Source organism: Pedobacter vanadiisoli (assembly GCF_042684385.1).
Classification (GTDB): domain Bacteria; phylum Bacteroidota; class Bacteroidia; order Sphingobacteriales; family Sphingobacteriaceae; genus Pedobacter; species Pedobacter vanadiisoli.
In genome coordinates, this window is sequence record NZ_JBHULL010000010.1 from 252,179 (window position 1) to 277,890 (window position 25,712).

Annotated in this window: 41 protein-coding genes; 4 read left to right on the plus strand and 37 right to left on the minus strand. The window is 38.3% G+C overall.

The genetic code is table 11. The features are described from left to right. Window positions 1-265: 265 nt before the first annotated feature. The 32 genes from rplQ to ACFSR6_RS14375 all read right to left on the minus strand — a co-directional run bounded on the left by rplQ (window position 266) and on the right by ACFSR6_RS14375 (window position 18,216). Window positions 266-802 (minus strand): 50S ribosomal protein L17, encoded by a 537-nt coding sequence (gene rplQ / locus ACFSR6_RS14220; RefSeq protein WP_379080008.1) that lies wholly within the window; start codon window positions 800-802, stop codon window positions 266-268. Between the two features lie 122 nt (window positions 803-924). Beyond that, window positions 925-1,917, minus strand: coding sequence for a DNA-directed RNA polymerase subunit alpha (locus ACFSR6_RS14225; protein ID WP_025145205.1), 993 nt, complete (start codon window positions 1,915-1,917; stop codon window positions 925-927). 85 nt (window positions 1,918-2,002) lie between these two features. Then, window positions 2,003-2,611: a 30S ribosomal protein S4 gene (gene rpsD / locus ACFSR6_RS14230; protein ID WP_183768038.1), complete on the minus strand. Its 609-nt coding sequence runs from the start codon at window positions 2,609-2,611 to the stop codon at window positions 2,003-2,005. Between the two features lie 61 nt (window positions 2,612-2,672). After that, window positions 2,673-3,062 carry a 30S ribosomal protein S11 gene (rpsK, locus tag ACFSR6_RS14235; protein ID WP_039475175.1) on the minus strand — a complete coding sequence of 130 codons (390 nt, stop codon included), beginning with the start codon at window positions 3,060-3,062 and terminating at the stop codon, window positions 2,673-2,675. Between the two features lie 154 nt (window positions 3,063-3,216). Continuing rightward, window positions 3,217-3,594: a 30S ribosomal protein S13 gene (gene rpsM, locus ACFSR6_RS14240; protein ID WP_010599886.1), complete on the minus strand. Its 378-nt coding sequence runs from the start codon at window positions 3,592-3,594 to the stop codon at window positions 3,217-3,219. A gap of 69 nt (window positions 3,595-3,663) precedes the next feature. Then, complete coding sequence (gene rpmJ / locus ACFSR6_RS14245; protein WP_010599887.1) at window positions 3,664-3,780, minus strand: 50S ribosomal protein L36; 117 nt, start codon at window positions 3,778-3,780, stop codon at window positions 3,664-3,666. Window position 3,781: 1 nt separating this feature from the next. Further along, a complete protein-coding gene (gene infA, locus ACFSR6_RS14250; RefSeq protein WP_183768036.1) occupies window positions 3,782-4,000 on the minus strand; it encodes a translation initiation factor IF-1 in 219 nt (72 codons plus the stop codon). A gap of 71 nt (window positions 4,001-4,071) precedes the next feature. Further along, entirely contained in the window at window positions 4,072-4,857 is a 786-nt protein-coding gene (gene map / locus ACFSR6_RS14255) for a type I methionyl aminopeptidase (RefSeq protein ID WP_379080011.1), read from the minus strand. Window positions 4,858-4,865: 8 nt separating this feature from the next. Then, the gene (gene secY, locus ACFSR6_RS14260; protein ID WP_183768032.1) at window positions 4,866-6,206 is read right to left on the minus strand and encodes a preprotein translocase subunit SecY; all 1,341 of its coding nucleotides are present in this window, start codon (window positions 6,204-6,206) and stop codon (window positions 4,866-4,868) included. A gap of 7 nt (window positions 6,207-6,213) precedes the next feature. Beyond that, on the minus strand, window positions 6,214-6,660 hold the full coding sequence (rplO, locus tag ACFSR6_RS14265) for a 50S ribosomal protein L15 (protein WP_379080013.1): 447 nt from the start codon (window positions 6,658-6,660) through the stop codon (window positions 6,214-6,216). A gap of 105 nt (window positions 6,661-6,765) precedes the next feature. Continuing rightward, a complete protein-coding gene (gene rpmD, locus ACFSR6_RS14270) occupies window positions 6,766-6,945 on the minus strand; it encodes a 50S ribosomal protein L30 (protein WP_090984037.1) in 180 nt (59 codons plus the stop codon). Between the two features lie 4 nt (window positions 6,946-6,949). Further along, a complete protein-coding gene (gene rpsE, locus ACFSR6_RS14275) occupies window positions 6,950-7,468 on the minus strand; it encodes a 30S ribosomal protein S5 (protein ID WP_010599893.1) in 519 nt (172 codons plus the stop codon). 17 nt (window positions 7,469-7,485) lie between these two features. Next, window positions 7,486-7,839 (minus strand): 50S ribosomal protein L18, encoded by a 354-nt coding sequence (gene rplR, locus ACFSR6_RS14280; protein ID WP_183768028.1) that lies wholly within the window; start codon window positions 7,837-7,839, stop codon window positions 7,486-7,488. A gap of 5 nt (window positions 7,840-7,844) precedes the next feature. After that, a complete protein-coding gene (rplF, locus tag ACFSR6_RS14285) occupies window positions 7,845-8,402 on the minus strand; it encodes a 50S ribosomal protein L6 (RefSeq protein WP_343523320.1) in 558 nt (185 codons plus the stop codon). Between the two features lie 19 nt (window positions 8,403-8,421). Further along, on the minus strand, window positions 8,422-8,820 hold the full coding sequence (rpsH, locus tag ACFSR6_RS14290) for a 30S ribosomal protein S8 (RefSeq protein ID WP_115402665.1): 399 nt from the start codon (window positions 8,818-8,820) through the stop codon (window positions 8,422-8,424). 151 nt (window positions 8,821-8,971) lie between these two features. Next, window positions 8,972-9,241, minus strand: coding sequence for a 30S ribosomal protein S14 (gene rpsN / locus ACFSR6_RS14295; protein ID WP_183768023.1), 270 nt, complete (start codon window positions 9,239-9,241; stop codon window positions 8,972-8,974). Then, entirely contained in the window at window positions 9,241-9,807 is a 567-nt protein-coding gene (rplE, locus tag ACFSR6_RS14300; RefSeq protein ID WP_308421200.1) for a 50S ribosomal protein L5, read from the minus strand. The genes rpsN and rplE overlap by 1 nt, the downstream gene beginning before the upstream one ends. After that, on the minus strand, window positions 9,804-10,145 hold the full coding sequence (gene rplX / locus ACFSR6_RS14305; protein WP_183768019.1) for a 50S ribosomal protein L24: 342 nt from the start codon (window positions 10,143-10,145) through the stop codon (window positions 9,804-9,806). Before rplX ends, rplE begins: the two co-directional genes overlap by 4 nt. Before the next feature lies 1 nt (window position 10,146). Beyond that, window positions 10,147-10,515, minus strand: coding sequence for a 50S ribosomal protein L14 (gene rplN / locus ACFSR6_RS14310; RefSeq protein WP_008244575.1), 369 nt, complete (start codon window positions 10,513-10,515; stop codon window positions 10,147-10,149). Window position 10,516: 1 nt separating this feature from the next. Then, a complete protein-coding gene (rpsQ, locus tag ACFSR6_RS14315) occupies window positions 10,517-10,771 on the minus strand; it encodes a 30S ribosomal protein S17 (protein ID WP_010599901.1) in 255 nt (84 codons plus the stop codon). Window positions 10,772-10,781: 10 nt separating this feature from the next. Next, window positions 10,782-10,994, minus strand: a complete 213-nt coding sequence (gene rpmC, locus ACFSR6_RS14320; protein WP_183768017.1) for a 50S ribosomal protein L29 — start codon at window positions 10,992-10,994, stop codon at window positions 10,782-10,784. 73 nt (window positions 10,995-11,067) lie between these two features. Beyond that, window positions 11,068-11,490: a 50S ribosomal protein L16 gene (gene rplP / locus ACFSR6_RS14325; protein ID WP_113951798.1), complete on the minus strand. Its 423-nt coding sequence runs from the start codon at window positions 11,488-11,490 to the stop codon at window positions 11,068-11,070. 40 nt (window positions 11,491-11,530) lie between these two features. After that, on the minus strand, window positions 11,531-12,373 hold the full coding sequence (gene rpsC, locus ACFSR6_RS14330; protein ID WP_183768015.1) for a 30S ribosomal protein S3: 843 nt from the start codon (window positions 12,371-12,373) through the stop codon (window positions 11,531-11,533). A gap of 7 nt (window positions 12,374-12,380) precedes the next feature. Further along, entirely contained in the window at window positions 12,381-12,743 is a 363-nt protein-coding gene (gene rplV / locus ACFSR6_RS14335) for a 50S ribosomal protein L22 (RefSeq protein ID WP_379080018.1), read from the minus strand. Window positions 12,744-12,750: 7 nt separating this feature from the next. After that, the gene (rpsS, locus tag ACFSR6_RS14340) at window positions 12,751-13,017 is read right to left on the minus strand and encodes a 30S ribosomal protein S19 (RefSeq protein WP_010599906.1); all 267 of its coding nucleotides are present in this window, start codon (window positions 13,015-13,017) and stop codon (window positions 12,751-12,753) included. Beyond that, window positions 13,017-13,841, minus strand: a complete 825-nt coding sequence (gene rplB / locus ACFSR6_RS14345; protein WP_183768011.1) for a 50S ribosomal protein L2 — start codon at window positions 13,839-13,841, stop codon at window positions 13,017-13,019. The genes rpsS and rplB overlap by 1 nt, the downstream gene beginning before the upstream one ends. A gap of 20 nt (window positions 13,842-13,861) precedes the next feature. After that, window positions 13,862-14,152, minus strand: coding sequence for a 50S ribosomal protein L23 (rplW, locus tag ACFSR6_RS14350; protein ID WP_090501098.1), 291 nt, complete (start codon window positions 14,150-14,152; stop codon window positions 13,862-13,864). Window position 14,153: 1 nt separating this feature from the next. Then, complete coding sequence (rplD, locus tag ACFSR6_RS14355) at window positions 14,154-14,783, minus strand: 50S ribosomal protein L4 (RefSeq protein WP_379080020.1); 630 nt, start codon at window positions 14,781-14,783, stop codon at window positions 14,154-14,156. A gap of 4 nt (window positions 14,784-14,787) precedes the next feature. Further along, complete coding sequence (rplC, locus tag ACFSR6_RS14360) at window positions 14,788-15,405, minus strand: 50S ribosomal protein L3 (RefSeq protein ID WP_379080022.1); 618 nt, start codon at window positions 15,403-15,405, stop codon at window positions 14,788-14,790. A 172-nt stretch (window positions 15,406-15,577) separates the two neighbouring features. Continuing rightward, window positions 15,578-15,973: a DUF1634 domain-containing protein gene (locus tag ACFSR6_RS14365; RefSeq protein ID WP_379080023.1), complete on the minus strand. Its 396-nt coding sequence runs from the start codon at window positions 15,971-15,973 to the stop codon at window positions 15,578-15,580. Beyond that, window positions 15,973-16,806 (minus strand): sulfite exporter TauE/SafE family protein, encoded by an 834-nt coding sequence (locus ACFSR6_RS14370; protein WP_379080025.1) that lies wholly within the window; start codon window positions 16,804-16,806, stop codon window positions 15,973-15,975. The genes ACFSR6_RS14365 and ACFSR6_RS14370 overlap by 1 nt, the downstream gene beginning before the upstream one ends. A gap of 153 nt (window positions 16,807-16,959) precedes the next feature. After that, window positions 16,960-18,216: an NAD(P)-binding domain-containing protein gene (locus ACFSR6_RS14375; RefSeq protein WP_379080026.1), complete on the minus strand. Its 1,257-nt coding sequence runs from the start codon at window positions 18,214-18,216 to the stop codon at window positions 16,960-16,962. Between the two features lie 171 nt (window positions 18,217-18,387). Here ACFSR6_RS14375 and ACFSR6_RS14380 point away from each other — a divergent pair, with 171 nt between their 5' ends. Next, window positions 18,388-18,999: a hypothetical protein gene (locus ACFSR6_RS14380; protein ID WP_379080028.1), complete on the plus strand. Its 612-nt coding sequence runs from the start codon at window positions 18,388-18,390 to the stop codon at window positions 18,997-18,999. A 280-nt stretch (window positions 19,000-19,279) separates the two neighbouring features. Here ACFSR6_RS14380 and dgt read toward each other — a convergent pair whose 3' ends face one another. Beyond that, window positions 19,280-20,623: a dGTP triphosphohydrolase gene (gene dgt, locus ACFSR6_RS14385; protein ID WP_379080030.1), complete on the minus strand. Its 1,344-nt coding sequence runs from the start codon at window positions 20,621-20,623 to the stop codon at window positions 19,280-19,282. 140 nt (window positions 20,624-20,763) lie between these two features. Between dgt and ACFSR6_RS14390 the strand changes: the two genes are divergently transcribed. The 3 genes from ACFSR6_RS14390 (at window position 20,764) to ACFSR6_RS14400 (ending at window position 22,080) form a co-directional block, all read left to right on the plus strand. Then, window positions 20,764-21,411, plus strand: coding sequence for a hypothetical protein (locus ACFSR6_RS14390; RefSeq protein WP_379080032.1), 648 nt, complete (start codon window positions 20,764-20,766; stop codon window positions 21,409-21,411). A gap of 100 nt (window positions 21,412-21,511) precedes the next feature. Beyond that, entirely contained in the window at window positions 21,512-21,874 is a 363-nt protein-coding gene (locus tag ACFSR6_RS14395; RefSeq protein WP_379080034.1) for a hypothetical protein, read from the plus strand. Window positions 21,875-21,885: 11 nt separating this feature from the next. Next, on the plus strand, window positions 21,886-22,080 hold the full coding sequence (locus tag ACFSR6_RS14400; RefSeq protein ID WP_379080036.1) for a YtxH domain-containing protein: 195 nt from the start codon (window positions 21,886-21,888) through the stop codon (window positions 22,078-22,080). Window positions 22,081-22,356: 276 nt separating this feature from the next. Here the strand turns inward: ACFSR6_RS14400 and ACFSR6_RS14405 are convergent, their stop codons facing one another. The 4 genes from ACFSR6_RS14405 to fusA form a co-directional block, all read right to left on the minus strand. Next, window positions 22,357-22,674 carry a hypothetical protein gene (locus ACFSR6_RS14405; RefSeq protein ID WP_379080038.1) on the minus strand — a complete coding sequence of 106 codons (318 nt, stop codon included), beginning with the start codon at window positions 22,672-22,674 and terminating at the stop codon, window positions 22,357-22,359. Window positions 22,675-22,708: 34 nt separating this feature from the next. Continuing rightward, a complete protein-coding gene (locus tag ACFSR6_RS14410) occupies window positions 22,709-22,957 on the minus strand; it encodes a hypothetical protein (protein ID WP_379080039.1) in 249 nt (82 codons plus the stop codon). Between the two features lie 99 nt (window positions 22,958-23,056). Next, entirely contained in the window at window positions 23,057-23,362 is a 306-nt protein-coding gene (gene rpsJ, locus ACFSR6_RS14415; protein ID WP_008244591.1) for a 30S ribosomal protein S10, read from the minus strand. Window positions 23,363-23,498: 136 nt separating this feature from the next. After that, window positions 23,499-25,613: an elongation factor G gene (gene fusA / locus ACFSR6_RS14420; protein WP_379080041.1), complete on the minus strand. Its 2,115-nt coding sequence runs from the start codon at window positions 25,611-25,613 to the stop codon at window positions 23,499-23,501. Window positions 25,614-25,712 lie beyond the last annotated feature (99 nt).

Genomic DNA, 25,712 nt, shown 5'->3' on the forward strand with positions numbered 1-25,712 from the left:
ATAGTCATTAGTTTATAGGTCAGAGCCTTGTCATTCTGAGCGCAGCGAAGAATCTTTTTCCTGGTGGTGTAAGTTATTCCAACTTACGCTGATGAATCACTGGTCCAAATATTATGGTATAGATAATCATTGAAAGTTCTAACAACAATCAGGCGGGATCATCAAACGGCACCGCAAAAGATTCTTCACTGCGTTCAGAATGACGAGAAACAAAAAAAGTCCTGCTCTTTCGAACAGGACTTCTATATGTTTCAGGTGAATAAAATTATTCTCCTTTTGGTTCTTCAGTAGCTGGAGCTTCTTCAGCAGGAGCAGCTTCTGGTGCAGCCTCTTCAGCAACTTCAGCTTTCGCTTCAGCAGCTTTTTTAGGAGCAGCAGATTTACTTCTACCACGACGAGTTGTTTTCTTCTCTTCTTTAGCTTCTACTTCTTTACCGTAAACTTCGTTATAATCTACCAATTCAATTAAAGCCATCTCAGCGTTATCACCCTGACGGTTGTTTAATTTAATGATACGAGTGTAACCACCTGGACGGTTAGCAACTTTCTCAGCCACTTCGCGGAACAAAATAGTGATTACGTCTTTATCCTGTAGGTAAGAGAAAACTGTACGACGTGAGTGAGTTGTGTCATTTTTCGCTTTAGTGATTAATGGCTCAACATAAGTACGTAAAGCTTTAGCTTTAGCTAAAGTTGTAGTAATTCTTTTTGCTTTAATAAGTGAAGTAGCCATGTTAGCTAGCATCGCTTTTCTGTGGCTGTCGGTTCTGCCTAAGTGATTAACTTTTTTACCGTGTCTCATTGTTCTTTGATTAAGTGTATACCGTCTCTGTCTCAGAGGGAATTATACACTGTTATAAATTATTTAATTTTTCAAATTTCAATATCCAATTCCAAACTGAAAACTGTCTACTGAAAACTGAATTATTCTTCGTCTAATTTAAATTTAGACAGGTTCATACCAAATGATAAACCTTTTGATTTTACTAACTCCTGGATCTCAGTTAAAGATTTTTTACCGAAATTTCTGAATTTTAACATATCAGCAACATCGTAAGAAACCAAATCAGCTAAAGTACGGATATCAGCAGCTTTTAAGCAGTTTAATGCCCTAACTGAAAGATCCATATCTACTAACTCAGTTTTAAGGATTTTACGCATGTGTAAAATTTCTTCATCAACTTCTTTAGTTTCTTCTTTAGCTTGAGATTCTAATACTAAATTCTCATCAGAGAATAACATAAAGTGTTGGATAAGGATCTTAGCCGCTTCTTTTAATGCTTCTTCAGGATGAATTGAACCGTCAGTAGAGATATCTAAAACCAATTTTTCATAATCCGTTTTTTGCTCAACACGAAAGTTTTCGATCGTGTATTTCACATTTTTCATCGGAGTATAAATCGAATCGATCGCGATTACGCCAACAACAGCATCAGCAACTTTATTTTCTTCAGCAGGTACATAACCACGTCCTTTATTGATGGTTAATTCCACTTCCAAAGTAACAGATTTATCCATGTTGCAGATTACATGCTCAGGGTTTAAAACTGTAAAGTTGTTAGAGAATTTAGTGATATCACCAGCTTTAAACTGATCTTGACCATTAACGATGATGAAAACTTTTTCAGAATCACCTGAATCACCTGTTTTCTTAAAACGAACTTGTTTTAAGTTTAAGATAATATCAGTTAGATCTTCTACAACGCCTTTCATGGTAGAAAACTCGTGAGAAACACCTGAAAAACGAATAGTAGTAATAGCATAACCTTCTAATGAAGAAAGTAAAATTCTTCTTAAGGCATTACCAATTGTTACACCGAAACCGGGCTCTAAAGGACGAAATTCAAATGTGCCATCGAAATCAGTTGATTTCTGCATGATCACTTTGTCTGGTTTCTGAAATGCTAAAATTGCCATTTATATTTTTTTAAATTCGTTATTGAATATATAGTAATAAGAAAAAAGTTAATTACCCTTTTGAGGTAATTAACTAGCTTATTTATTACTTTGAGTATAACTCGATAATTAAGTTTTCCTTGATGTTTTCAGGAATCTCATCACGTTGAGGGTAAGTTAAGAATTTACCAGTTAATTCACTGGCGTTCCACTCTAACCATCCGAACTTGTTAATTGTTCTGCCTGCAACCGAGTTAGTAATTGATTCTAAAGATTTAGATTTTTCACGAACAGCAACCACGTCACCAGCTTTTAACTGATATGAAGGGATATTTACAACTTCACCATTCACGGTTACGTGTTTATGGCTAACTAACTGGCGTGCACCAGAACGGGTTGTTGCAATACCTAAACGGTAAACTGTGTTATCTAAACGTGCTTCTAATAACTGAAGTAAGTTATCACCGGTAATACCAGCACGAGAAGATGCTTTTTTAAACAAGTTACTGAATTGCTTTTCTAATACACCATAAGTATATTTTACTTTTTGTTTCTCCATTAACTGGATAGCATATTCAGATTGTTTTCCTCTTCTTTTTGACACACCGTGTTGTCCAGGAGGATAATTTTTTCTGTCTAACACTTTATCAGGACCGAAGATTGGCTCTCTGAATTTACGTGCGATTTTTGATTTTGGGCCTGTATATCTTGCCATTTTTTTCTGTTTTTAAAGTATCATCCAACCTATAGCTGGAGATTCTTAGCTTTAAAATTAATTAAACTCTTCTCTTTTTAGGAGGACGACATCCGTTGTGAGGAAGTGGAGTAATATCTTTAATAGATGTTACTTCAAGACCTGCTACTTGCAAGGTTCTGATTGCAGATTCACGACCTGAACCCGGACCTTTTACAAATACTTCAACTTTACGTAAGCCTAAATCAAACGCAACTTTACCGCAATCTGAAGCTGCTTGACCAGCTGCATAAGGGGTGTTCTTTTTAGAACCTTTAAAGCCCATTTTACCAGCAGAAGACCATGAAATAGTCTGTCCGTTGTTGTTTGTTAAGGTAACGATGATGTTGTTGAAGGTAGCATTGATATGCGCCTGACCAACAGGCTCAATTACAACGATACGTTTTTTTGTTACTTTTTTACTTTTAGCCATTTTATCTTTTAGATTCTAGATATGAGACTTGAGATATGAGACTTTCTCTACCCCGATACTCAGTACCCTAATTTTCTCTTTTATTCCAGATTTGAGCAGATTTTAAAGACATGGTGCTCACATCTAAAATCTCACATCTCATATCTATCAATTTCTATTTAGTAGCTTTTTTCTTGTTAGCAACTGTTTTTCTCTTACCCTTACGAGTACGTGAGTTGTTTTTAGTACGCTGACCACGAGAAGGTAAACCTTTTCTGTGACGTAAACCACGGTAACAACCAATATCCATTAAACGTTTGATGTTTAACTGAACCTCTGAGCGTAAAGCACCTTCTACTTTAATCTCATCATTGATCATTGTACGGATTGCTGATAACTCATCATCAGACCAGTCTTGTACTTTTTTGTTAAGATCGATACCAGCTGTTGTTAAAATACGTTGTGCAGTTGTTCTGCCAATTCCGTAAATATAGGTTAAACCGATCTCGCCTCTTTTGTTTCTTGGTAAATCAATACCTGAAATCCTTGCCATATTTATTGATGTTTTTAAGTAATTCCGAACGGCGGGCCACCGTTGTACGGTTGATTACAATATTCTTAATTACCCTTGACGTTGCTTGTATTTAGGATTTTTCTTGTTGATTACGTAAAGTTTACCTTTACGGCGAATAATCTTACAATCAGCGCTACGTTTTTTAATTGATGATCTAACTTTCATTTTATCTATATCTATAAGTAATGCGTCCTTTTGTTAAATCATAAGGAGACATTTCCAATTTAACTTTATCCCCAGGAAGAATTTTGATGTAGTGCATCCTCATCTTTCCTGAAATGTGTGCAATAATTTCATGTCCGTTTTCGAGTTCAACCCTAAACATCGCATTAGACAATGCTTCTCTTATTACTCCGTCTTGTTCAATTGAGGCTTGTTTAGCCATATTTTATTGATTGTTACTTAATTAGCTGCTTCTAAACAGGGTTGCAAAATTAAATAAAAATTTTTAATTATTTATTTTTTTTGTTGTAAAACTTCTTCTATAATAGAAAATGTTGATAAAACCTCTGCCTTGCCCTTTTTTATGGCCACTGTATGTTCAAAATGTGCCGATGGCTTGTTGTCTTTACTCGTTACTGTCCACCCGTCTTTATGAAATTTAACACCGGCAACACCAGCATTAATCATTGGTTCTATGGCAATTACCATTCCTTCTTCAAGTTTTGGTCCTGCACCACGTTTTCCATAATTCGGGACTTCTGGTTTTTCATGAAGCTTTACGCCAACACCGTGTCCAACAAGTTCTCTTACTACTCCAAATCCATTGGTTTCAGCATGGTGCTGAACCGCGAAACCAATATCACCGATACGCATACCGGCAACTGCTTTCTCTATCCCTAATTCCAGGCAACGTTTGGTAACCTCTACCAGTTTTTGTTTTTCAGCATCCACCTCTCCTATAGAGAAAGTATAAGCCGAATCGCCAAAATAGTTGTTTTTGATTACGCCACAATCAACTGAAATAAGATCTCCTTCTTTAATCACATACTCGCTTGGAAAACCATGAACAACCTGTTCATTAGGTGAAATACATAAAGAATAAGGGAAACCATTATAGTTTAAAAATGCCGGGATTGCTCCATTGTCACTAATAAACTCGTAAGCCAGTTTATCTAATTGGATAGTAGTCATGCCTGCTTTTATTACTTTGGCAACTTCAGCCAAAGTCTTAGAAACAAGCATGGAACTTTCTCTTATTAACTCGATCTCTTCAAGAGATTTGTAATAGATTTTAGACATTCTCTACACTACAACGCTGCGTTGCTACTAGCAGCAGGAACACCTGTTCTGCCGGTAACTCTACCCGTTTTCATCAAACCATCATAGTGACGCATCAATAAATAACTTTCGATCTGTTGTAAAGTATCCAATACAACACCAACCAAAATCAATAAAGAAGTACCACCAAAGAAGTGAGCAAATTCTTGTTTAATACCAAACTTAACCGCCAACGATGGAAGGATAGCAATGATCGCTAAGAATACAGCACCAGGGAAAGTGATTTTGGAAATTACATCATCAATAAAAGTTGATGTTGCAAAACCAGGTTTAATACCTGGGATAAAACCACCATTTTTCTTCATATCATCACTCATTTGAGTTGGATTAACCGTAATGGCCGTATAGAAGAAAGTAAATGCAATAATTAAAATAGCGAAAGTTAGGCTATAAGCCAACGAAGTGGTGTTGCTGAACTGGATTAACCACGAACCTTGCAAAGAAGGAACAAACTGCATTAAAGCACCTGGAATGAACATCAACGCCTGGGCGAAAATGATTGGCATAACACCGGCAGCATTAACTTTTAAAGGGATGTACTGACGCACACCACCAAACTGACGGTTACCAACAATTTTCTTAGCGTATTGTACAGGCACCTTACGTACACCTTGAACAATTAAAATGGTAAACATAACCACCGCAAATAATGCAACAATCTCTAAAACCAATGCAACCGGGCCTCCACCTTCACTGGCAGAACCTACACGGGCACTGAATTCCTGAGAAATTGCAACTGGTAAGCGGGCAATGATACCAACCATTATGATCAGTGATGTACCGTTACCTATACCTTTATCCGTAATTTTTTCACCTAACCACATTACAAATAATGTACCTGCAGTTAATACGAATGTAGATAAGACTAAAAATAAAGTGTTCGGTAATAAAATAGCTTCTGCAGGAACTTGCGTTTTAACGTAACCAACAGATTGAACGATTGTTATCGCTACCGTTAGGTAACGGGTAATCTGGTTCATTTTCTTTCTACCACTTTCGCCTTCTTTCTGCATTTTTTGAAAAGAAGGAACAGCAATACCCAATAGTTGCACCACGATTGACGCGGAGATATAAGGCATTACCCCCAATGCCAGGATAGAAACACGAGAGAAAGACCCTCCGGCAAACATATCTAGTAAGCCTAAAAGTCCTGATTTTTCGTTATTACCCAAAGCAGTTGGATCCACACCTGGTAAAACCACGTGAGATACAAAACGGTATACCAAAAGAATTAAGAGCGTAAACAATATACGCTCTTTTAATTCCTGAATTTTCCAGATATTACTTAAAGTAGTAAATAGCTTCTTCATTTAATAATTACAATTTTACAATAGAACCACCTGCAGCTTCAATAGCTTTTTGTGCGGTTGCAGAGAACGCATGTGCTGTAATTTCCAGCTTTGCTTTAATTTCACCACGACCTAAGATTTTAACTAAGTCGTTTTTAGAAGCTAAACCATGTGCTTGTAAAGCAGCAAAATCGATAGTTGTTAAGTTGTGTTTTTCAGCTAAAGACTGTAAAACATCTAAGTTTACACCTACATATTCAGTACGGTTGATTGGTTTGAAACCAACTTTAGGTACACGACGTTGTAAAGGCATCTGACCACCTTCGAATCCGATTTTGGTTTTGTGACCTGAACGGGAACCCGCGCCTTTGTGACCACGGGTAGAGGTACCGCCACGGCCTGAACCTGTACCACGACCAATTCTTTTGCTGTTTTTTGTAGAACCTACTGCAGGTTTTAAATTACTTAAATTCATTTTTTTGAATTTGTGTTGCCCTTCGCTTTCACTAAACAGGTACAACGATTAAACATATATAAAGGTAATACCGCTTTTATCCGGTATTACCTTTTAAAACTTTTATTAAATTGCTTCGATTGCTACCAAGTGGTTCACTTTGCGAACCATACCGATAATCTGTGGTGTAGCTTCAACCTCAACACTTTGGTTCAATTTAGATAAACCCAAAGCCTGAACGGTTCTTTTTTGGCGCTCGCTTCTGTCGATAACGCTTTTTACTTGTGTTATTTTGATCTTAGCCATGATATTATCCGTTAAATACTTTGTTTAAATCAATACCACGGGTTTGAGCCACTGTGTAAGCATCGCGCATTTTCGTTAATGCATCAACAGTTGCTTTTACCACGTTGTGTGGGTTAGACGATCCTTTAGATTTTGCCAATACGTTGTGTACACCGGCACTCTCTAATACGGCACGCATTGCACCACCAGCAATTACTCCGGTACCTACTGCAGCTGGTTTGATCAATACAAAACCACCAGAGAATTTACCGATTTGCTCATGAGGAACAGTACCATTTAAAATTGGAACTTTTACCAAGTTCTTTTTAGCATCATCCACACCTTTTGCAATTGCTTCAGTTACCTCTTTCGCTTTACCTAAACCGAAACCAACAACACCGTTTTCATCACCTACAACAACAATTGCTGAGAAGCTGAAAGTACGGCCACCTTTGGTTACTTTGGCAACACGTTGTATACTAACCAAACGATCCTTTAATTCGATATCGGTGGTTTTTACTCTTTTTATATTAATAGTTGACATCTTACTTTTTCTTCAGATTAAAATACTAAACCAGCTTCGCGGGCACCCTCTGCCAACGATTTCACACGACCGTGGTATAAATAGCCGTTTCTATCGAAAACAACTTCTTTAACACCTGCAGCGATTGCTTTTTCGGCAACTAATTTACCTACAGCAACCGATTGGTCGCTCTTGCTTCCAGTACCAGTAAAATCTTTCGATAATGATGATGCTGATGCTATTGTTGTACCGGTTACATCGTTAATTACCTGCGCATAAATCCCTTTATTGCTTCTATATACAGATAACCTTGGACGCTCTTCCGAACCGGTAAGTCTTTTTCTGATCCCTTTTTTAATACGATCTCTTCTTGATAATTTTTTACCTGCCATGATTACTATTTTTTAGATGCTGATTTACCTGCTTTTCTTCTTAACACTTCACCTACAAACTTGATACCTTTACCTTTATATGGTTCTGGTGCACGTAACGAGCGGATTTTCGCTGCTACCTGGCCAATCAATTGTTTGTCGATACTCTCTAAAATGATTTTAGGAGTCTGACCTTTTTCTGATTGCGTAGTTACTTTAATCTCTGCCGGTAACTGGAATACATAGTGGTGAGAATAACCTAAAACTAAATCCAGTGTGTTACCCTGGTTTGTAGCACGGTAACCAACACCCACTAATTCTTGAGTTAATGTATAACCTTCTGTAACACCAACAACCATGTTGTTAAGCAACGAGCGGTATAAACCGTGTAATGCCTTGTGTTTCTTTTGATCTGATGGACGTTGAACTGTTAAAATTCCATCTTCCTGACTTACAGTGATATCTTTATCAACTGCTTGTGATAATTCACCTTTAGGGCCTTTTACAGTTACCACGTTATCGTTAGATACTGTAATGGTTACACCTGCAGGGATTGTAATTGGGGCTTTTCCTATTCTTGACATTGTGTTGTTCTCCTAAATATTAATAAACGTGACACAATACCTCACCACCAATGTTTAATTTGGCTGCTTCTTTATCGGTCATTACACCTTTAGAAGTAGATAAGATTGCGATACCTAAACCGTTTAATACTCTTGGCATATTTTCAACGCCTGCATACTGTCTCAAACCTGGTTTACTTACTCGCACTAACGTACGAATAGCAGGAATTTTAGTGATCGGATTGTACTTTAAAGCAATTTTGATGGTGCCTTGTACAGTAGTATCCTCAAATTTATAATTCGCGATGTAACCTTTGTCAAAAAGTACTTTCGTAATTTCCTTTTTAAGGTTTGATGCAGGAATTTCTACAACTCTGTGGTTGGCCTTAATGGCATTCCTTACTCTTGTTAAATAATCTGCTATTGGATCTGTATTCATTTTTTATTGTTTTTGATAGTGGTTTCCTTCTGCTACCCAGCTGTGGGACCTGCTATCGGTTAAAATTCTTTTTTCAAGCGAAAAGCAAAAAGACTAAAGCCTAAAGCGGTTTTATTCGCTTTAGACTTTAAGCTTTCAGCTCTAAGCTATATTACCAAGATGCTTTTTTAACACCTGGTATTTTACCGTCTAGTGCCATTTCGCGGAATGTTACCCTTGAAATACCAAAGGTACGCATATATCCACGAGGACGACCAGTTAATTTACAACGGTTGTGTAAACGTACCGGAGAAGAGTTTTTTGGTAATTTATCCAAACCCTCATAATCTCCTGCAGCTTTTAATGCTGCACGTTTTTCAGCGTATCTAGCTACCAATTTTTGGCGCTTAACTTCGCGTGCTTTTACACCTTCTTTTGCCATTATTCTGCTGTTTTTTGATTTTTAAATGGTAATCCGAATTGTTTCAATAACTCAAGCGCTTCTACGTCAGATTTTGCCGAAGTTACGAAAGTTATATCCATCCCTAAAATTTTATTGATTTTATCTATATTAATCTCAGGAAAGATGATTTGCTCAGTAACACCTAAAGTGTAGTTACCTTTTCCATCGAAACCTTTATCGCTAATACCTTTGAAATCACGGATACGTGGTAAAGCTACAGAGATCAAACGATCAAGGAACTCGTACATGTTGTTATCGCGTAATGTAACGCGTACACCAACAGGCATACCTTTACGTAACTTAAAGTTAGAGATATCTTTTTTAGATTGTGCTGCAACTGCTTGCTGACCAGTAATGGTAGTCAACTCAACAATTGTAGTATCCATAACTTTTTTATCAGTAACAGAAAAACGACCTACACCCTGATTGATACAGATTTTCTCCAATTTAGGAACCTGCATAACAGTTTTGTACTGAAATTTCTCTTTTAATGCATTTACAACTTCTTCTTTGTATTTGCTTTTTAATCTAGGTGTAGCCATTATTTAATCTCCTCCCCTGAAATTTTTGCAACTCTAACCAATTTGCCGTCAGCGTTTAGTTTACGACCTACACGGGTAGCTTTACCAGATTTTGGATCAACCAACATCAGGTTAGAAATGTGAAGAGCAGCTTCTTTTTTAATAATACCACCGTTAGGATTTGCAGCATTCGGTTTAGTATGTTTAGCTACTAAGTTAATGCCTTCTACAATGGCTCTGTTTTTATCTTTTTGTACTGAAAGTACTTTTCCTTGTTGACCTTTTGAATCGCCAGCAATTACTTTAACTAAATCTCCAGTGCGGATTTTAAGTTTTGATGGTGTATTTACTTTGTTTCCCATTTTATAATACCTCCGGTGCTAATGATACAATTTTCATGAATTGTTTTTCACGTAGTTCTCTCGCAACCGGGCCAAAGATACGTGTACCTCTTGGCTCATCCTGTGCGTTCAATAATACAGCTGCATTATCGTCAAAACGGATATAAGAACCATCTTTACGACGGATTTCTTTTTTAGTTCTTACAACAACTGCTTTAGAAACTGTACCTTTTTTAATGTTACCTGAAGGTAAAGCGCTTTTTACGGTAACAACTATTTTATCACCAATTGAAGCATAACGCTTGCCGGTTCCACCTAGCACACGAATTACCAATACTTCTTTTGCGCCGCTGTTGTCAGCAACGTTTAATCTTGATTCCTGTTGTACCATCTTATTTCGCCCTTTCTAAAATTTGTACCAATCTCCAGTTCTTGTTTTTACTCAAAGGACGAGTTTCCATAATTAATACTGTATCGCCGATACCGCATTCGTTTTTCTCGTCGTGAGCCATAAATTTGGTAGTTTTCTTAACGAACTTACCATAAATCGGGTGTTTTACTTTACGCTCAACGCTCACTACAACAGATTTATCCATCTTGTTGCTTACCACTAACCCCGTTCTTGTTTTTCTTAATTGTCTTTCCATGACTCTCAAATTATTTAGTTTCAGTAGCTGCCTCAGTGTTTTTCACTTTAGTTAACTGCGTGTTTAAACGGGCTATATCTTTCCTTACTTTTGCAATACGTGAAGGATTTTCGATAGCTGAAATAGTGTGAGCGAACTTCAATTTTGATAAGTTCTCTTTCTCTTCCGCAATCTTAGCTACTAATTCTTCTTTTGAAAGCCCTGTGATTTCTGAATTTTTCATTTTTCTTTTTCTTTTACGTTGAGTGTAGCGGTTATAATAAACAAGTATTTACAACATTCATCTCAACACTTTACTATGCTTCTACGTAATCTCTACGTACTACGAATTTGGTTTGGATTGGTAATTTCTGGGCAGCTAAACGCAATGCTTCTTTAGCAATTTCTAAAGGCACACCTTCAGCTTCGAAAATTACACGTCCAGGTCTTACAACTGCTACCCAATACTCAGGAGCACCTTTACCTTTACCCATACGTACCTCAGCAGGTTTTTTAGTTACTGGTTTGTCCGGGAAAATCCTGATCCATACTTGCCCCTCACGTTTCATGAAACGTGTTACGGCGATACGGGCAGCCTCTATCTGACGACTTGTGATCCAAGTAGCTTCTAGAGATTTGATACCGAAAGATCCGAATGCCAATTCAGCTCCACGAGAAGCTAAACCCTTCATTCTGCCTTTTTGCATCTTCCTGAACTTCGTTCTTTTTGGCTGTAACATTTTATTTTGTTCTAATCGTTAAACGATGTTAATAAATCAATTATTTACGAGGACCTCTGTTAGCGCCTGCGCCACCACCTCTGTTCGCACCACCTTGGCCCGGACCACGACCGCCTTGGTTTCCACCACGTCTGTCGTTACCGCCGCCACGGTTCTCTCTTCCACCACCTCTGTTATCTCTTCCACCGAAAGCTGGTTTCTCTGATTGGCCTTTAGGACCGTTGTTTGCCGCACCAATGTTTGGAGACAAATCACGTTTTCCATAAACCTCACCTTTACAGATCCACACTTTAACACCTATTTTACCATAAGTAGTTAAGGCTTCAGCTAAAGCATAGTCGATATCAGCACGGAATGTATGCAAAGGCACTCTTCCTTCTTTGTACTGCTCGGTACGTGCCATCTCAGCACCACCTAAACGGCCAGAAGTCATGATTTTGATACCTTCAGCACCCATACGCATGGTTGATGCGATAGAAGATTTCATTGCTCTACGGAATGAGATCCTTGCTTCTAATTGTTTTGCAACACCTTCAGCAACTAATTGTGCATCAAGTTCCGGGCGTTTAATTTCAAAGATGTTAATCTGAATTTCCTTTTTAGTCAATTTCTTTAACTCTTCTTTGATTTTATCAACCTCAGCACCTGCTTTACCGATTACAATACCTGGACGCGCTGTATGGATAGTTACAGTGATACGTTTTAACGTACGCTCAATAACCACTTTCGCAACACCACCTTTAGCAATACGGGCAGAAAGGTATTTTCTTATTTTCTCATCTTCAACTAATTTATCGGAGTAGTTGTTGCCACCGAACCAGTTAGAATCCCATCCTTTGATAATTCCTAATCTGGCACCTATTGGATTTGCTTTTTGTCCCATTTCCTAATTAGTTTTGAGTTGTTTCTGTGTTTTTACTATCTACAATCAGCGTTACGTGGTTAGAACGTTTACGAATTCTATATCCACGGCCTTGAGGAGCCGGACGTAAGCGTTTTAACTGACGGCCACCATCAACCATAATTGTTTTAACAAAAAGTTGACTTTCTTCAGGGCGAGCACCTTCATTTTTTGCTTCCCAGTTTTTGATAGCAGATAATAATAATTTCTCAACTTTTATTGCTGCTTCTTTATTGGTAAACTTTAAAATGCTTAATGCTTTCTCTACACGTTCACCTCTGATAAGATCTACAACCAAACGCATCTTACGCGGTGAGGTTGGACAATTGTTTAATTTTGCTACTGCTTCCATTGTCTAATTATTTTTTCTTTTCAGCGTGTCCTCTGAATGTTCTGGTTGGAGCAAATTCTCCCAACTTGTGACCAACCATGTTTTCTGTTACGTACACAGGGATAAATTTATTTCCGTTGTGTACTGCAAATGTATGATTCACAAAATCTGGTGAAATCATTGATCTGCGAGACCAAGTTTTGATTACAGACTTTTTGCCTGAATCATTCATAGAGTTTACTTTTTTCTCTACGTTATGGTCAATATAAGGTCCTTTTTTTATCGAACGAGCCATTATTTCTTCCTTCTCTCTATGATGTAACGATTAGAATATTTTTTAAGTTCTCTGGTTTTGTAGCCTTTAGCTAAAACACCTTTTCTTGAACGTGGGTGACCACCTGATGATCTACCTTCACCACCACCCATTGGGTGATCTACTGGGTTCATCGCTACCGGTCTAGTTCTCGGACGACGGCCCAACCAACGTTTACGACCAGCTTTACCTAATACTTCGTTTGCATGATCTGAGTTAGATACTGCACCGATAGTAGCAAGACAAGTAGTCAAGATTAAACGGGTTTCGCCTGAAGGCATTTTTAAAGTAGCATATTTACCATCGCGGGCAGCTAATTGTGCATAAGCACCTGCGCTACGAGCTAATTGTGCTCCTTTTCCAGGGTGAATCTCCACGTTGTGGATAATAGAACCTAATGGAATCTTCGATAAAGTTAAAGTGTTACCTACTTCAGGTGCTGCTTTATCGCCCGATAATAATACCGAACCAACTTGCAATCCTTCTGGAGCAATGATATAACGCTTCTCGCCATCTGCATAGTGTAACAATGCGATGCGGGCAGTACGGTTTGGATCGTATTCAACAGTAGCTACTGTTGCAGGAATATCGAATTTATCGCGTTTGAAGTCGATAATACGATACGATTTTTTGTGACCACCACCAATATAGCGCATAGTCATCTTACCTGTATTGTTACGTCCACCAGACTTTTTTGATGATACAACCAATGATTTTTCGGGCTTGGTTGCTGTAATCTCCGTAAAACTAGCACCTACTCTGAAGCGGGTACCTGGAGTAACTGGTTTAAATTTTCTTAAGCCCATAGTTATAATGAATTATTAAATTAAAGAGTTGCGTAATAATCTATTGTTTCGCCGTCTTTTAACGTTACGATTGCTTTTTTGTATTTAGGGCTACGGCCTGATACAAAACCTGCTTTTGTGTAACGAGATTTAGCTTTTCCATCAACAACCATGGTGTTAACTGCAACGATGGTTACACCGTACAATTTCTCAATAGCTGCCTTGATCTGGATTTTGTTAGCCTTGTGGTTAACGCTAAAAGTGAAACGGTTAGATTTCTCAGATAAAGCTGAAGCTTTTTCGGTTAGTATTGGTTTTTTTAAAATTTCCATATTACTTGGCAAATGCCTCCTCCAAAGTTTTAACAGAATCAGCAGTTAACACAAGTACTCCAGCGTTTAATACATCATAAGTATTCAAATCTGAAGCAGCAATCACTTTAGTTTTCTGAATATTTCTGCTTGATAAATAGATATTATTATTTTGTGCAGGTAAAACCACTAAAGTTTTTTGGGTATCTACTTTTAAAGCAGCCAATAAACTTGTAAAGTTTTTAGTTTTAATGGTATCGAAGCTGAAATCTTCTAAAACCACCACGTTGTTATCTTTTGCTTTATATGCTAAAGCCGATTTACGTGCTAATGATTTCAATTTCTTGTTCAATTTAAAACTGTAATCACGTGGCTGAGGACCGAAAACACGACCACCACCGTTAAATAACGGAGATTTAATGCTACCAGCACGGGCACCACCTGTACCTTTTTGTTTGTATAGTTTACGGGTCGAACCAGCAATCTCGTTACGTTGTTTAGATTTGTGAGTACCCTGACGTTGGTTAGCCAAATACTGTTTTACATCTAAATAAATCGCGTGGTCGTTAGGCTCGATACCAAATACCGATTCAGGAAGTTGCACCTTGGCACCTGTTTCTTTACCTGAAATGTTTAATACTTTAACTTCCATCTGATTATTTGTCTAAGATTACGTAAGAACCTTTAGCTCCTGGAATGGAACCACTAACTACTAATAAGTTTTGCTCAGCATAAACTTTCAAAACCTGTAAGTTCTGAATTTTTACCCTGTCTCCACCTGTTCTTCCTGCCATGCGCATTCCTTTGAATACACGTGATGGGAATGATGATGCTCCCAATGAACCTGGGGCACGTAAACGGTTATGCTGACCGTGAGTCTGCATACCAACACCGCCAAATCCGTGGCGTTTTACAACACCTTGAAAACCTTTACCTTTTGAGGTACCTACAACATCAACAAAATCGCCTTCTGCAAATGCATCTACAGTTACCACATCACCTAAATTAAGTTCAGTTGTAAATGAGTTGAATTCTACCAGCTTGCGTTTTGGAGTTGTGTTTGCTTTCGCGAAATGGCCTTTTAACGGTTGAGTTGTGTTTTTCTCTTTTTTCTCATCGTATCCTAGCTGAACAGCTGAATACCCGTCTTTTTCTTCGGTCTTAACTTGTGTAACTACACAAGGCCCAGCTTCGATTACAGTACAAGGAATGTTTCTTCCTTCTGCATCGAAAATACTGGTCATTCCTACTTTTTTTCCAATAATTCCTGACATTTTATCTTTTCTTTTTAACACCCATCGAAGCAGTAGGGCTTCGTTCAAGGTGGTTGTACATCCCCCGAAAGGGACGGCAAAGATAGACAAGAATTATTAATTTTCAAATAGTTAGCAAAATATTTTTTCAAATAAATTGCTGATATGATGCGATTTAACCTTAAATGTAATGCTAATGTGCTAAACCACCATTTAAACTGATGGTTATGATAGCCAAAATGATAAACCCGATCAGCACGTAAAGGTAATCGCGTTCTATTAAAAAGCTGAAAATAGCAAAAACAATCCGCGCGATAGGTGTAAAAATGAGCATCAGGATGCCAAATTGGATAATAGCATCGCCTTGAAGGGTTAATACCCCCCTGAATATCCCTTCTATTGAAGAAAATTTGTTAAGCTCGGGTTTAAAAACTTTATAATCGGTAATTGAGCCGTTATGGTGCACCAAAAAGATTGCCCCTCCGATTAGCACTATGCCCATCGAGATGATTACACCTGCACGCAACAGTGTACCTAAAATTAACTGAATATCTTTATCGTTCAGGTTTTCTTTCTTTGCGCTGTCCATTATAATCCGCTAATTCCTTTATAAATCATCTGCAGGGCCAAAAACACCACTACAACAGCAAATACAGCTTTAAGCTTATCGGTTTTCGTTTTCAGTAAAACCTTTGAGCCCAAAGATGCCCCCGTTAACACACCAATGCACACCGGCATGGCAATACCCGGATCAATCTGCCCACGGTGCAGGTAAACCACAGCACTTGCGGCAGCTGTAACCCCCATCATAAAATTACTGGTGGTAGTTGATACCTTGAATGGCAGGCGCATAATATTATCCATGGCAATTACTTTTAAAGCCCCGCTACCAATGCCCAGCAAACCGGATAAGGTTCCGGCAAAAAGCATCATAAAGAAACCACCTGGAATATGCTTTACCGCATAGGAATGAGTTACGCCCCTGTCGGGATAAGATCCGTTGAGTTTAAAAAATTTAGCCCATTTATCAGTATCATCCAAAGTGGTATGGTCTACCTTTTTCTTTAAAGTCATGATGGCCGAAAATATAAGGATACAGCCAAACAGAATGGCAATATAGTTGGCATTTAAATAAACTGCTACTATGGCACCACATACCGCCCCTATTGTGGTTGCGATTTCTAAAAACATCCCAATTCGGATATTGGTTATCCCCTCTTTTACATAAGCCGCCGCTGAGCCTGAAGAGGTTGCAATAACCGAAACAATAGATGCTCCAATGGCATAGTGGATATCTACACCCAAAGCCAGCGTAAGTAAAGGAATAATAATTACACCTCCGCCTAAACCGGTTAGCGAACCCAATAAACCAGCTAAAAAAGCCCCTGTTAAAACGATAATGGTAAACAACAATACCGACATGCGGGCAAATATAATGTACTGTTTTTGCCTAAACGAAGAATTTGGGGAATAAAATAAAGTCTATATGTTATATGGAATATGTAAAATGGAGGAAGAAAAATGAGTTATGGAAGAGGTAAAAACATCATCCATCTTACCTTTTACCATTTTACATTACTTTCCCAGTCTCTTAATCATCTCCGCACTCAGATCCCTGCCATCGTTCAGCCGGTTGGCAAAAAATGATTTCGCTGCTTCGAAATGTTCTTTATAACCTTTTAAATCACCATATCCGATAATAGAAGCCCATTCATGTACAGCGGTATGAAACTCCAAATCATCCCCGCGTATCGATTTATCATACAAAGCAGTGTTAATCGATTCTTCCAGCATTGCTTCATTTTTGAAAAGATATTCGGCAATGCCCAGCCTCAATTTAAATGGCGGCGTTTGGCAGATCAGGTTATCGTAAGGATTTACACCCATTTTATACCAGGCATAAACCATGCTTAATAAACTTAAATGCGAATTGGGTTTTTGTTTATGATCTGCATCAGATAAGCTGAATTCTTTCATGATGTTATCATCCAAAAGCAGCAGCGAACGGCTTTCATGAAAAACGAAATCGCGGGCCGCATAGATCTTTTCCCTAAACTCAGCTTCATTTTCACAGATCATCAGCTTAAACAGCTCAGATTCTGCCTGGGCATAATATTTTACCTGTTTTTGCGCATAAGGATTTAAAATAGCCAAACCGGCATAAATGTGCGATTTGTAACTAAAAATCCGGAGGGTGGTTAAAATCTTTACATTATCAATCCCGCCCGCATAAGCAGGGTTATCCCAGGGGAAAAAACCTGCATTTTTCCAGGCAGAGCCCATGCTTTCGAAACCCATATGCGTTACCGCCTGGGTATCGGCCACAATGCGATCGTGCTCCCGGTAATCGTCCATTTCAATAATATTCGATTTTAAAGATTTATAAATTTCCAGTGCTTTCGCGTAAACCTCGTCGGTAGCACGGTAACGCACCACTACCAGTGTTTGTCCCTCCGGACTAAAAGCAGGGCCATGCAAAGAGTGGCAGGTTACAATCTGGGTATCGTTTGGAAGGTGCTTTTCAAAAGCAGCAATTTCGGGATGTTTAACCGATGTTTGGCCCGATACAATTGCACCATACTTGGTAGAGCGTGCAAAAGTAGCCACCACTTCATCAATTTTTTCGGCTTCAACGCAATAAATTATAAAATCAGATTTGCGGGCTACCTCATGTCCATCAATCAAAACTTCGATCCCTTTAGGTTCCAGCTCGTTTTTTAAATCTGTAAAACGTAAGGGCATATCTGCTCCACATACTTTATAACCAGCGTTTACAAACGATACAGCATATAATTTGCCCATATCGCCTAAACCAATAATTCCTATTTGCATGCAACAAATGTAACCTATCGTAAATTATTTTATAATAAAACTTAGATAAAATTGTTATTTAGAGGTAAAAACGAAAACATTTTTATCTATTTTTCATTTGCCCAATTAAGAATAGATTCTGATAGAAGCGGATGAAAATGTAGCTTTACAATCTAATACCTATATTAAACTATGCAGAAAATTAAACACATCCTATTGTTTTTAGTAGCCATCCTGTTTTTCAATGTTGCCTTTGGCCAGGCTCAGCAAGACACCTTAAAAAACACCGACCCATCATTAAATGGTCAGTATGAGTTCATGTTAAGAAAATCAAAGAGTTTATATGGCGCAAGGCTGATCAACCCAAGCCGGTTGTCGGCTTTATGGAAAAGTGTTAACGATACGCTAAGAAAGGAGCGCAAGCAATTGCAGCAGGCCAGGCAGGAAATTAAAGCACAGGCCGGCAATATTTCGAGCTTAAAAGGTGAAGTTAGCGGAAAAGAAAGTTCGCTGGCCAATGCAAATGCTGCTGTAAACGAAATTAAATTTTTAGGGATTGCTTTTGACAAGGGAACCTACAATACCATTGTCTGGGCCATTATTATAGTATTGGCAATAGGTTTGGCAATTGTTATTTTTCAATCAGGAAAACTAAAACATGAGGCAAAATACCGTACCCAGCTTTACCAGGAAGTGGCAGATGAGTTTCAGGCACACAAAGTAAAGGCAAAAGATAAAGAAATGAAGCTTGCGCGCGAACTGCAGGACGAAAGGAATAAGTGGGACGAAGGCAGAGGAAGATAAATCAAGTTAAAAGAGATTCAGCCACAGGTTAACGCGCAGAAATTTTCTCGTTTCTGGCACCACCTTTTAGAAGGTTCGAATGGGCATAAAATGACAACTCTGATTTTTTTAGAAAAGCAGGGCTGGTAGCGCTTCGGTTCTATTAGCCCCGCCATTAACCACGATCTTTTTGCACCTGTTTTCCTGTATTTTATCGAATGAGCAACAAAAAGAATTTTCACTACTGGCTGTTTATTCCACTTAAAGAAATAACAGTTTTAAAAAAGATGTGTTAAAACGGCTACGTTTCTGAAGGGAAAGAGATTCCCTTAATGTTACGGTATAAGTCAACTGCATACAGATCGGTCATTCCCGACACAAAGTCCAATACACTTTGAATGATAGAATAAATATCGGTTAAGTCTGTGTGATATTGTTTAGGAATCAGTTTAACGAGTTTTTTATAATAGTGTGTATTATTATGAATTAATGCCGGCACAAATTCTTCCAGTAAACCAGCCATGATCTTATAACCGGCAACTTCTTTTTGTATTACCGACGAGAAATTATAAATGCGTTCAACCGAAATCTTTTCTACCGCTTTCCAGGCCGAAATATAAGGTTCAGGAAGTAAGTCGGTCAAACTTTGGTTAAGCTCTCCTTTTAACAGTTTTTCCTGTTCCCTGAAAAAAATCCCAGCGCATTCATTGGTTAAGGTATTGATGGCTTTTGCCCTTAATAAACCGATTTTAGCATCATCATCTTCATAATCGTTTTTTAAACGGTCTTCAATGGTACTTGAGTTTGCAAATGGCAATAAATAATTTTTTACCTCTCCATAAGATAGAATCTTTAAGCGGTGAGCATCTTCTAGGTCGATAATACTGTAACAGATATCGTCAGCTGCTTCTACCAGGTATACCAATGGATGGCGTTTATAAACCAGGTACTTATTCTCTTCCTGCTCCAAATGGAGTTCGGCTGCTATTTTTTTAAATGTTTCTTCTTCTGATTGGAAGAAGCCATATTTTTTGCGGTGCAAAAGGCCTTTTTGTTTACCTGCAATAGATGCACACGGGTACTTTGCAATCGAGGCCAGGGTTGAATAAGTTAAGGCATAGGCGTCATTGCCTTTTCCTTTAAGCGGGTGGGTAAGAATCCTGATGGCATTTGCATTTCCTTCAAAGTTGATCAGATCGTGCCATTGCGATTCGTTCATGTCTTTTTCATAGACACGGCCGTCGCCATCAGTAAAGTATCTTGAAATGGCTGCCTCGCCAGAATGACCAAAAGCAGGGTTACCCAAATCGTGCGCCAGCGCCGCGGCAGCAACAATGTTCCCCACCTCATTGATTAAGGGTACTTCTTTAATCAGTTCGGGATGATGCGTATGAACACTATTGAGGAAAATATTGGCCATAGAGCGGGCCACACTGGCCACTTCCAAACTATGGGTAAGACGATTGTGCACAAAAACACTCCCTGGTAGGGGGAAAACCTGGGTTTTGTTCTGCAACCTTCTAAACGGGGATGAAAAAATCAAACGGTCATAATCGCGCTGAAAGTCAGAACGTGCACGATCGGTACTGGCACCGTATTTCTCCTGACCATATCGTTTATTCGAAAGTAAGTATTTCCACTCCATTTAATACCGTTAAGCCTTTAAAATTTGGCGCAAGTTAAACAAAACAAGAAAATGGTAAAGCATAAAGTTCAAGGTAAATTTATATTACATTTATTTGAAGATTATTTATATTAGCTGCAAATAACCAAACAAACAAAACAATGAAGAAGATCTTTTTAACGCTCGCTCTCTTGTGCTGCTTTACAATTTTAACAAAAGCGCAATTTGAGGGCTCGAAGCAAATTTTTGAAAGTCCGAAACTAAAGGAGGCAATCAAAACCCAAAAAATCGTTGCCATTTTACCTTTCGAAGTAAAAATCTCTTACCGGAAACAACCCAAAAATTTCAGTGCAGAAGCTAACAAAAGTCAGGAAGAATCAATGGCCAGATCTATTCAGGCTAGCATGTATACTTTCCTGCTAAGGAAAGCTTCTGATTACACAGTAACTTTTCAGGATGTTGATAAAACTAACATCTTATTAAAGAAAGCAGGTGTGTTGGGCAAACTGGATGAAACAACTAAAGATGAATTGGCAAAAATTCTGGGTGTTGATGCTGTAATTGGTGGCCGTTTCGAAACCGAGCAGACCAAATCAGAAGCAGGTGCTATAGCTTCAGCAGTTTTGTTCGGTGGTTTCGGTGGAAAATCAGGAACCGGAACCATGTTCTTAACTATTAACAATGGAGCGGATGGAGAATTACTATGGCGTTTCTTCAAAACGATGGACGATAATATCCTAAGCTCTACCGATGATATGGTTGAGCGGATGATGAGGAAAATATCGCGAAACTTTCCTTACAAAAGTTAAATCAAAGGCAGATAGAAATATCTGCCTTTTTTGTTCGCGTGCATTTGTTATCCCCCAAACTATTTATGACTCAATCTGTTTAATAAACAAAAGCAGTCTTATGAAAACGAGTATCTATAACAAAGCAGAACACACCGAAGGTTATGTTGGACCAGACGATAGAAAAGAAGAAAAATCTGACGTGCAAAAAGCGTACGAAGCCGGTAATGATGTGAATGAGGTTACTGCCTATGGCAAAGAGCCAAGTGAAATGATTAAAGGCAATCCTTTAGCAAGAGATGGCTTCGATAACACGGGTACGCAAGGTAAAGATTCACTTAGCGATGATGCCTATAACAGTCCTGATAAGCACCCCAGCATAAAAAGTGCAGAGAGCCATACCGGAAGTTCTTCAGATGATTTTAAAACCAAAACTGGTATTGATGAAACAGATGAAGACCATGCATTAAATACGGGAATATAATTTAACAGGTTATGGGACTATTAAAATATGCAATTTTAAGTGTTGCAACAGTTTACGCCTTCAAATATATTGGGAAGAAAAGAGCCACTGATGGAAAATCATTGTTGGATGATTTAAAAGAAAAAGCACCTGGCTATATTGATAAAGTGAAACAGTACGGAGAAAGAATTAAACAGGATTATTTACAGACCTGCCAATTATATTGAAATTTTCCCACAGTCAGATAAGACTTTTTAGATTGACATTTATCAATAGGTATATCTATACGCCTTTTGGAAATTATAATAAATGGATGAAATTTGTATAGCTGTAGGATTCGCGACAAAGATTAACCAAAGATCAGAGACTAAAACGATTTGAGGGCATAGCTCCTAGATTAACGCATTTCAGTTGTGGAATCCTAATTAATTTCCATCTACCGGAAAATGCATTTATTTTATTAGGGGATTATTCTATATGGGTATTCCCTTCTAAATTCCAGGCTATTGTTCTTTCCCGCTAATACCTTTATCCAGGTCTTTATTTCTGTTGGCAATATCTTCATCTTTACTTAAGATGGCATTTTTCAGGTTTTTATTCACATCGTGCTCCGAATGGCTTTCTGTACTTGCCAGATGTGCTTCATCAGGCTGGTCCTTGCGCTTAAATTCGGTTCGTTTGTGCCCATAGGTAGCTTCTCCATTATCCCAATCAATCTCTTCGTCGTGATCAATATCCAGTTGCGGATCTGACCCTTTCTTTTTATTCTCATCATTCATTTCCATAATGCTATTATTTTCAGGCGCTTCTACCTTTAACAACAATTTATAGGATGAAAAGTTTAGCCGTTCAATATTATTTAATGCCCTTACTCTGATTGATTCTGGTATCGCTGTTTACATCATCCTTGTCCGATCCATTTTCTTCCCGATGATCAGGCGGATTTTCCATCCGGCTTTTTTCCAGTTCAGAAAAATCTCCGTCTTTCTGACTCGCTGCTTCGCTCTTTAAGGCTGACTTTTTCTTTTGCCCCTCTTCTTCGTGCCTGGCAAAATCATGTCCTTTTACAGGCAGTTTTCCTTGTTGATTTTCATCTTCGTTCATACTAGCTATAACCGAACTTATCTGCTTTTGTTTGAAAATACCATCGCATAAAAAAGGCCGCAATTTGCATTACGGCCTTTTATTCTTTTTTAAAATCAATTAAACTTTGATTTCAACTTCAACACCACTAGGTAATTCAAGTTTCATTAAAGCATCAACTGTTTTAGAGTTAGAGCTATAAATATCTAATAAGCGTTTGTAAGCGCATAATTGGAATTGCTCTCTAGCTTTTTTGTTTACGTGTGGAGAACGTAATACAGTAAAGATTTTTTTCTCTGTAGGAAGTGGAATCGGACCACTTACAACTGCACCCGTAGGTTTAACAGTTTTTACGATTTTCTCAGCAGATTTATCTACTAAGTTGTAATCGTAAGATTTTAATTTAATTCTGATTCTTTGGCTCATCTTGTTTTTAATTATGGTTTCCTGTTAGAGCTATTAACAACAGAAACCGGATTTATCTTTAAGAAGGCGAATGGTTTAAGGTGTAAGGTTTAGGGGCTAAACCCTTGTACCTTACGCCTTTTACCTCATACCTTAATTACTCTTCAGATTTAATTCTTCCTTTAGATTTCGCTACTACTTCGTCCTGAACGTTTTTAGGCGCTGGTTCGTAGTGGTCGAATTCCATTGTAGAAGTTGCACGGCCCGAAGTGATGGTACGTAACTGCGTTACATAACCGAACATTTCTGAAAGTGGTACCAATGCTTTGATTACCTGGGCACCGTTACGGGTATCCATACCTTGTAACTGACCACGACGACGGTTCATGTCACCGATAACATCACCCATGTTTTCTTCAGGGGTTAAGATCTCGATTTTCATGATTGGCTCCATCAAAGCAGGTTTACATTTAGGTAAAGCCTCACGATATGCCATACGGGCTGCAAGCTCGAATGATAAAGCATCTGAATCGACTGCGTGGAATGAACCATCAATCAAACGTACTTTCATATCAGGAAGCGGATAACCAGCTAATACACCATTTGCCATTGCAGATGCAAAACCTTTCTCAACTGAAGGGATGAACTCACGAGGAATAGCACCACCCACAATCTCGTTAACGAATTGCAAACCACCTTTTTCAAAATCAGCATCAATTGGAGAGATTACCACTTTAATATCGGCAAATTTACCACGACCACCTGATTGTTTTTTGTAAACTTCGCGGTGTTCTGCAGTACCGAAAATAGCCTCTTTGTAAGCTACCTGTGGCGCACCCTGGTTAACTTCTACTTTAAATTCGCGTTTTAAACGGTCAATTAAGATATCTAAGTGAAGCTCACCCATACCAGAGATAACCGTTTGACCAGTTTCCTGATCGGTTTCTACTTTAAAGGTAGGATCTTCTTCAGCTAATTTACCTAAAGCTAAACCTAATTTATCAACGTCAGCCTGAGTTTTAGGCTCAATAGCTAAACCGATAACCGGATCAGGGAATACCATTGATTCAAGAACAACAGGGTTTTTCTCTTCACAAAGCGTATCACCAGTTTTAATATCTTTGAAACCTACTACCGCAGCAATATCACCTGCACTTACGTTAGGGATTGGATTTTGCTTGTTAGCGTGCATCTGGAAGATACGTGAAATACGCTCTTTACTTTCAGAACGGGTATTGTATACGTAAGAACCAGCTTCTAGGTTACCTGAATAAACACGGATGAAGCATAAACGACCCACGAACGGATCGGTAGCAATTTTGAATGCTAATGCTGCAAACGGCTCTTTTTCAGATGGCTTTAATAAAACTTCTTCGTTAGTATCAGGATTAGTACCTACAACACCTTCTGAATCAAGAGGTGAAGGCAATAATTCCATTACGTAATCCAACATGGTTTGAACACCTTTGTTTTTGAAAGATGAACCACAAACCATAGGAACAATTTTAGCGTCTAATACAGCCGCACGTAAAGCGTCTAAAATTTCACGCTCAGTGATTGAGTTCGGATCTTCGAAGAATTTCTCCATCAAAGTCTCATCATAATCAGCAACTGATTCTAATAATTTCTCTCTCCACTCTGCAACCTCATCTAACATATCATCAGGAATTGGCACTTCGGTAAAGGTCATACCTTTATCGTGCTCATTCCAAACGATACCACGGTTGTTGATCAAATCAACCACACCTTTAAAGTTATCTTCAGAACCGATAGGTAACTGCAATGGAACTGCATTACTACCTAACATATCTTTAACCTGTTTAACAACTTTTAAGAAGTCGGCACCAGAACGGTCCATTTTATTAACGAAACCGATACGGGCAACATTGTAGTTGTTGGCTAAACGCCAGTTGGTTTCTGACTGAGGCTCAACACCATCAACTGCAGAAAACAAGAACACTAAACCATCTAATACACGTAACGAACGGTTTACCTCTACGGTAAAATCCACGTGTCCAGGTGTATCGATAATGTTAATGTGGTATTTGCTACCACGGTAGTTCCAGTTTACTGTTGTAGCAGCAGAAGTAATGGTAATACCACGCTCTTGCTCTTGTGCCATCCAGTCCATTGTTGCAGCACCTTCGTGCACTTCACCAATTTTATGACTTACACCAGCATAATAAAGGATACGCTCAGTAGTGGTAGTTTTACCAGCATCAATGTGAGCTGCAATTCCAATATTTCTTGTAAATTTTAAATCTCTTGCCATGTTATGTTTTTGATTTATCTGATTTTAAATGATTGCACCGATTATGTGAAAACAAATCGGTGCAAATTATCTAATCAGTATAATCTTCTAATTAAATCT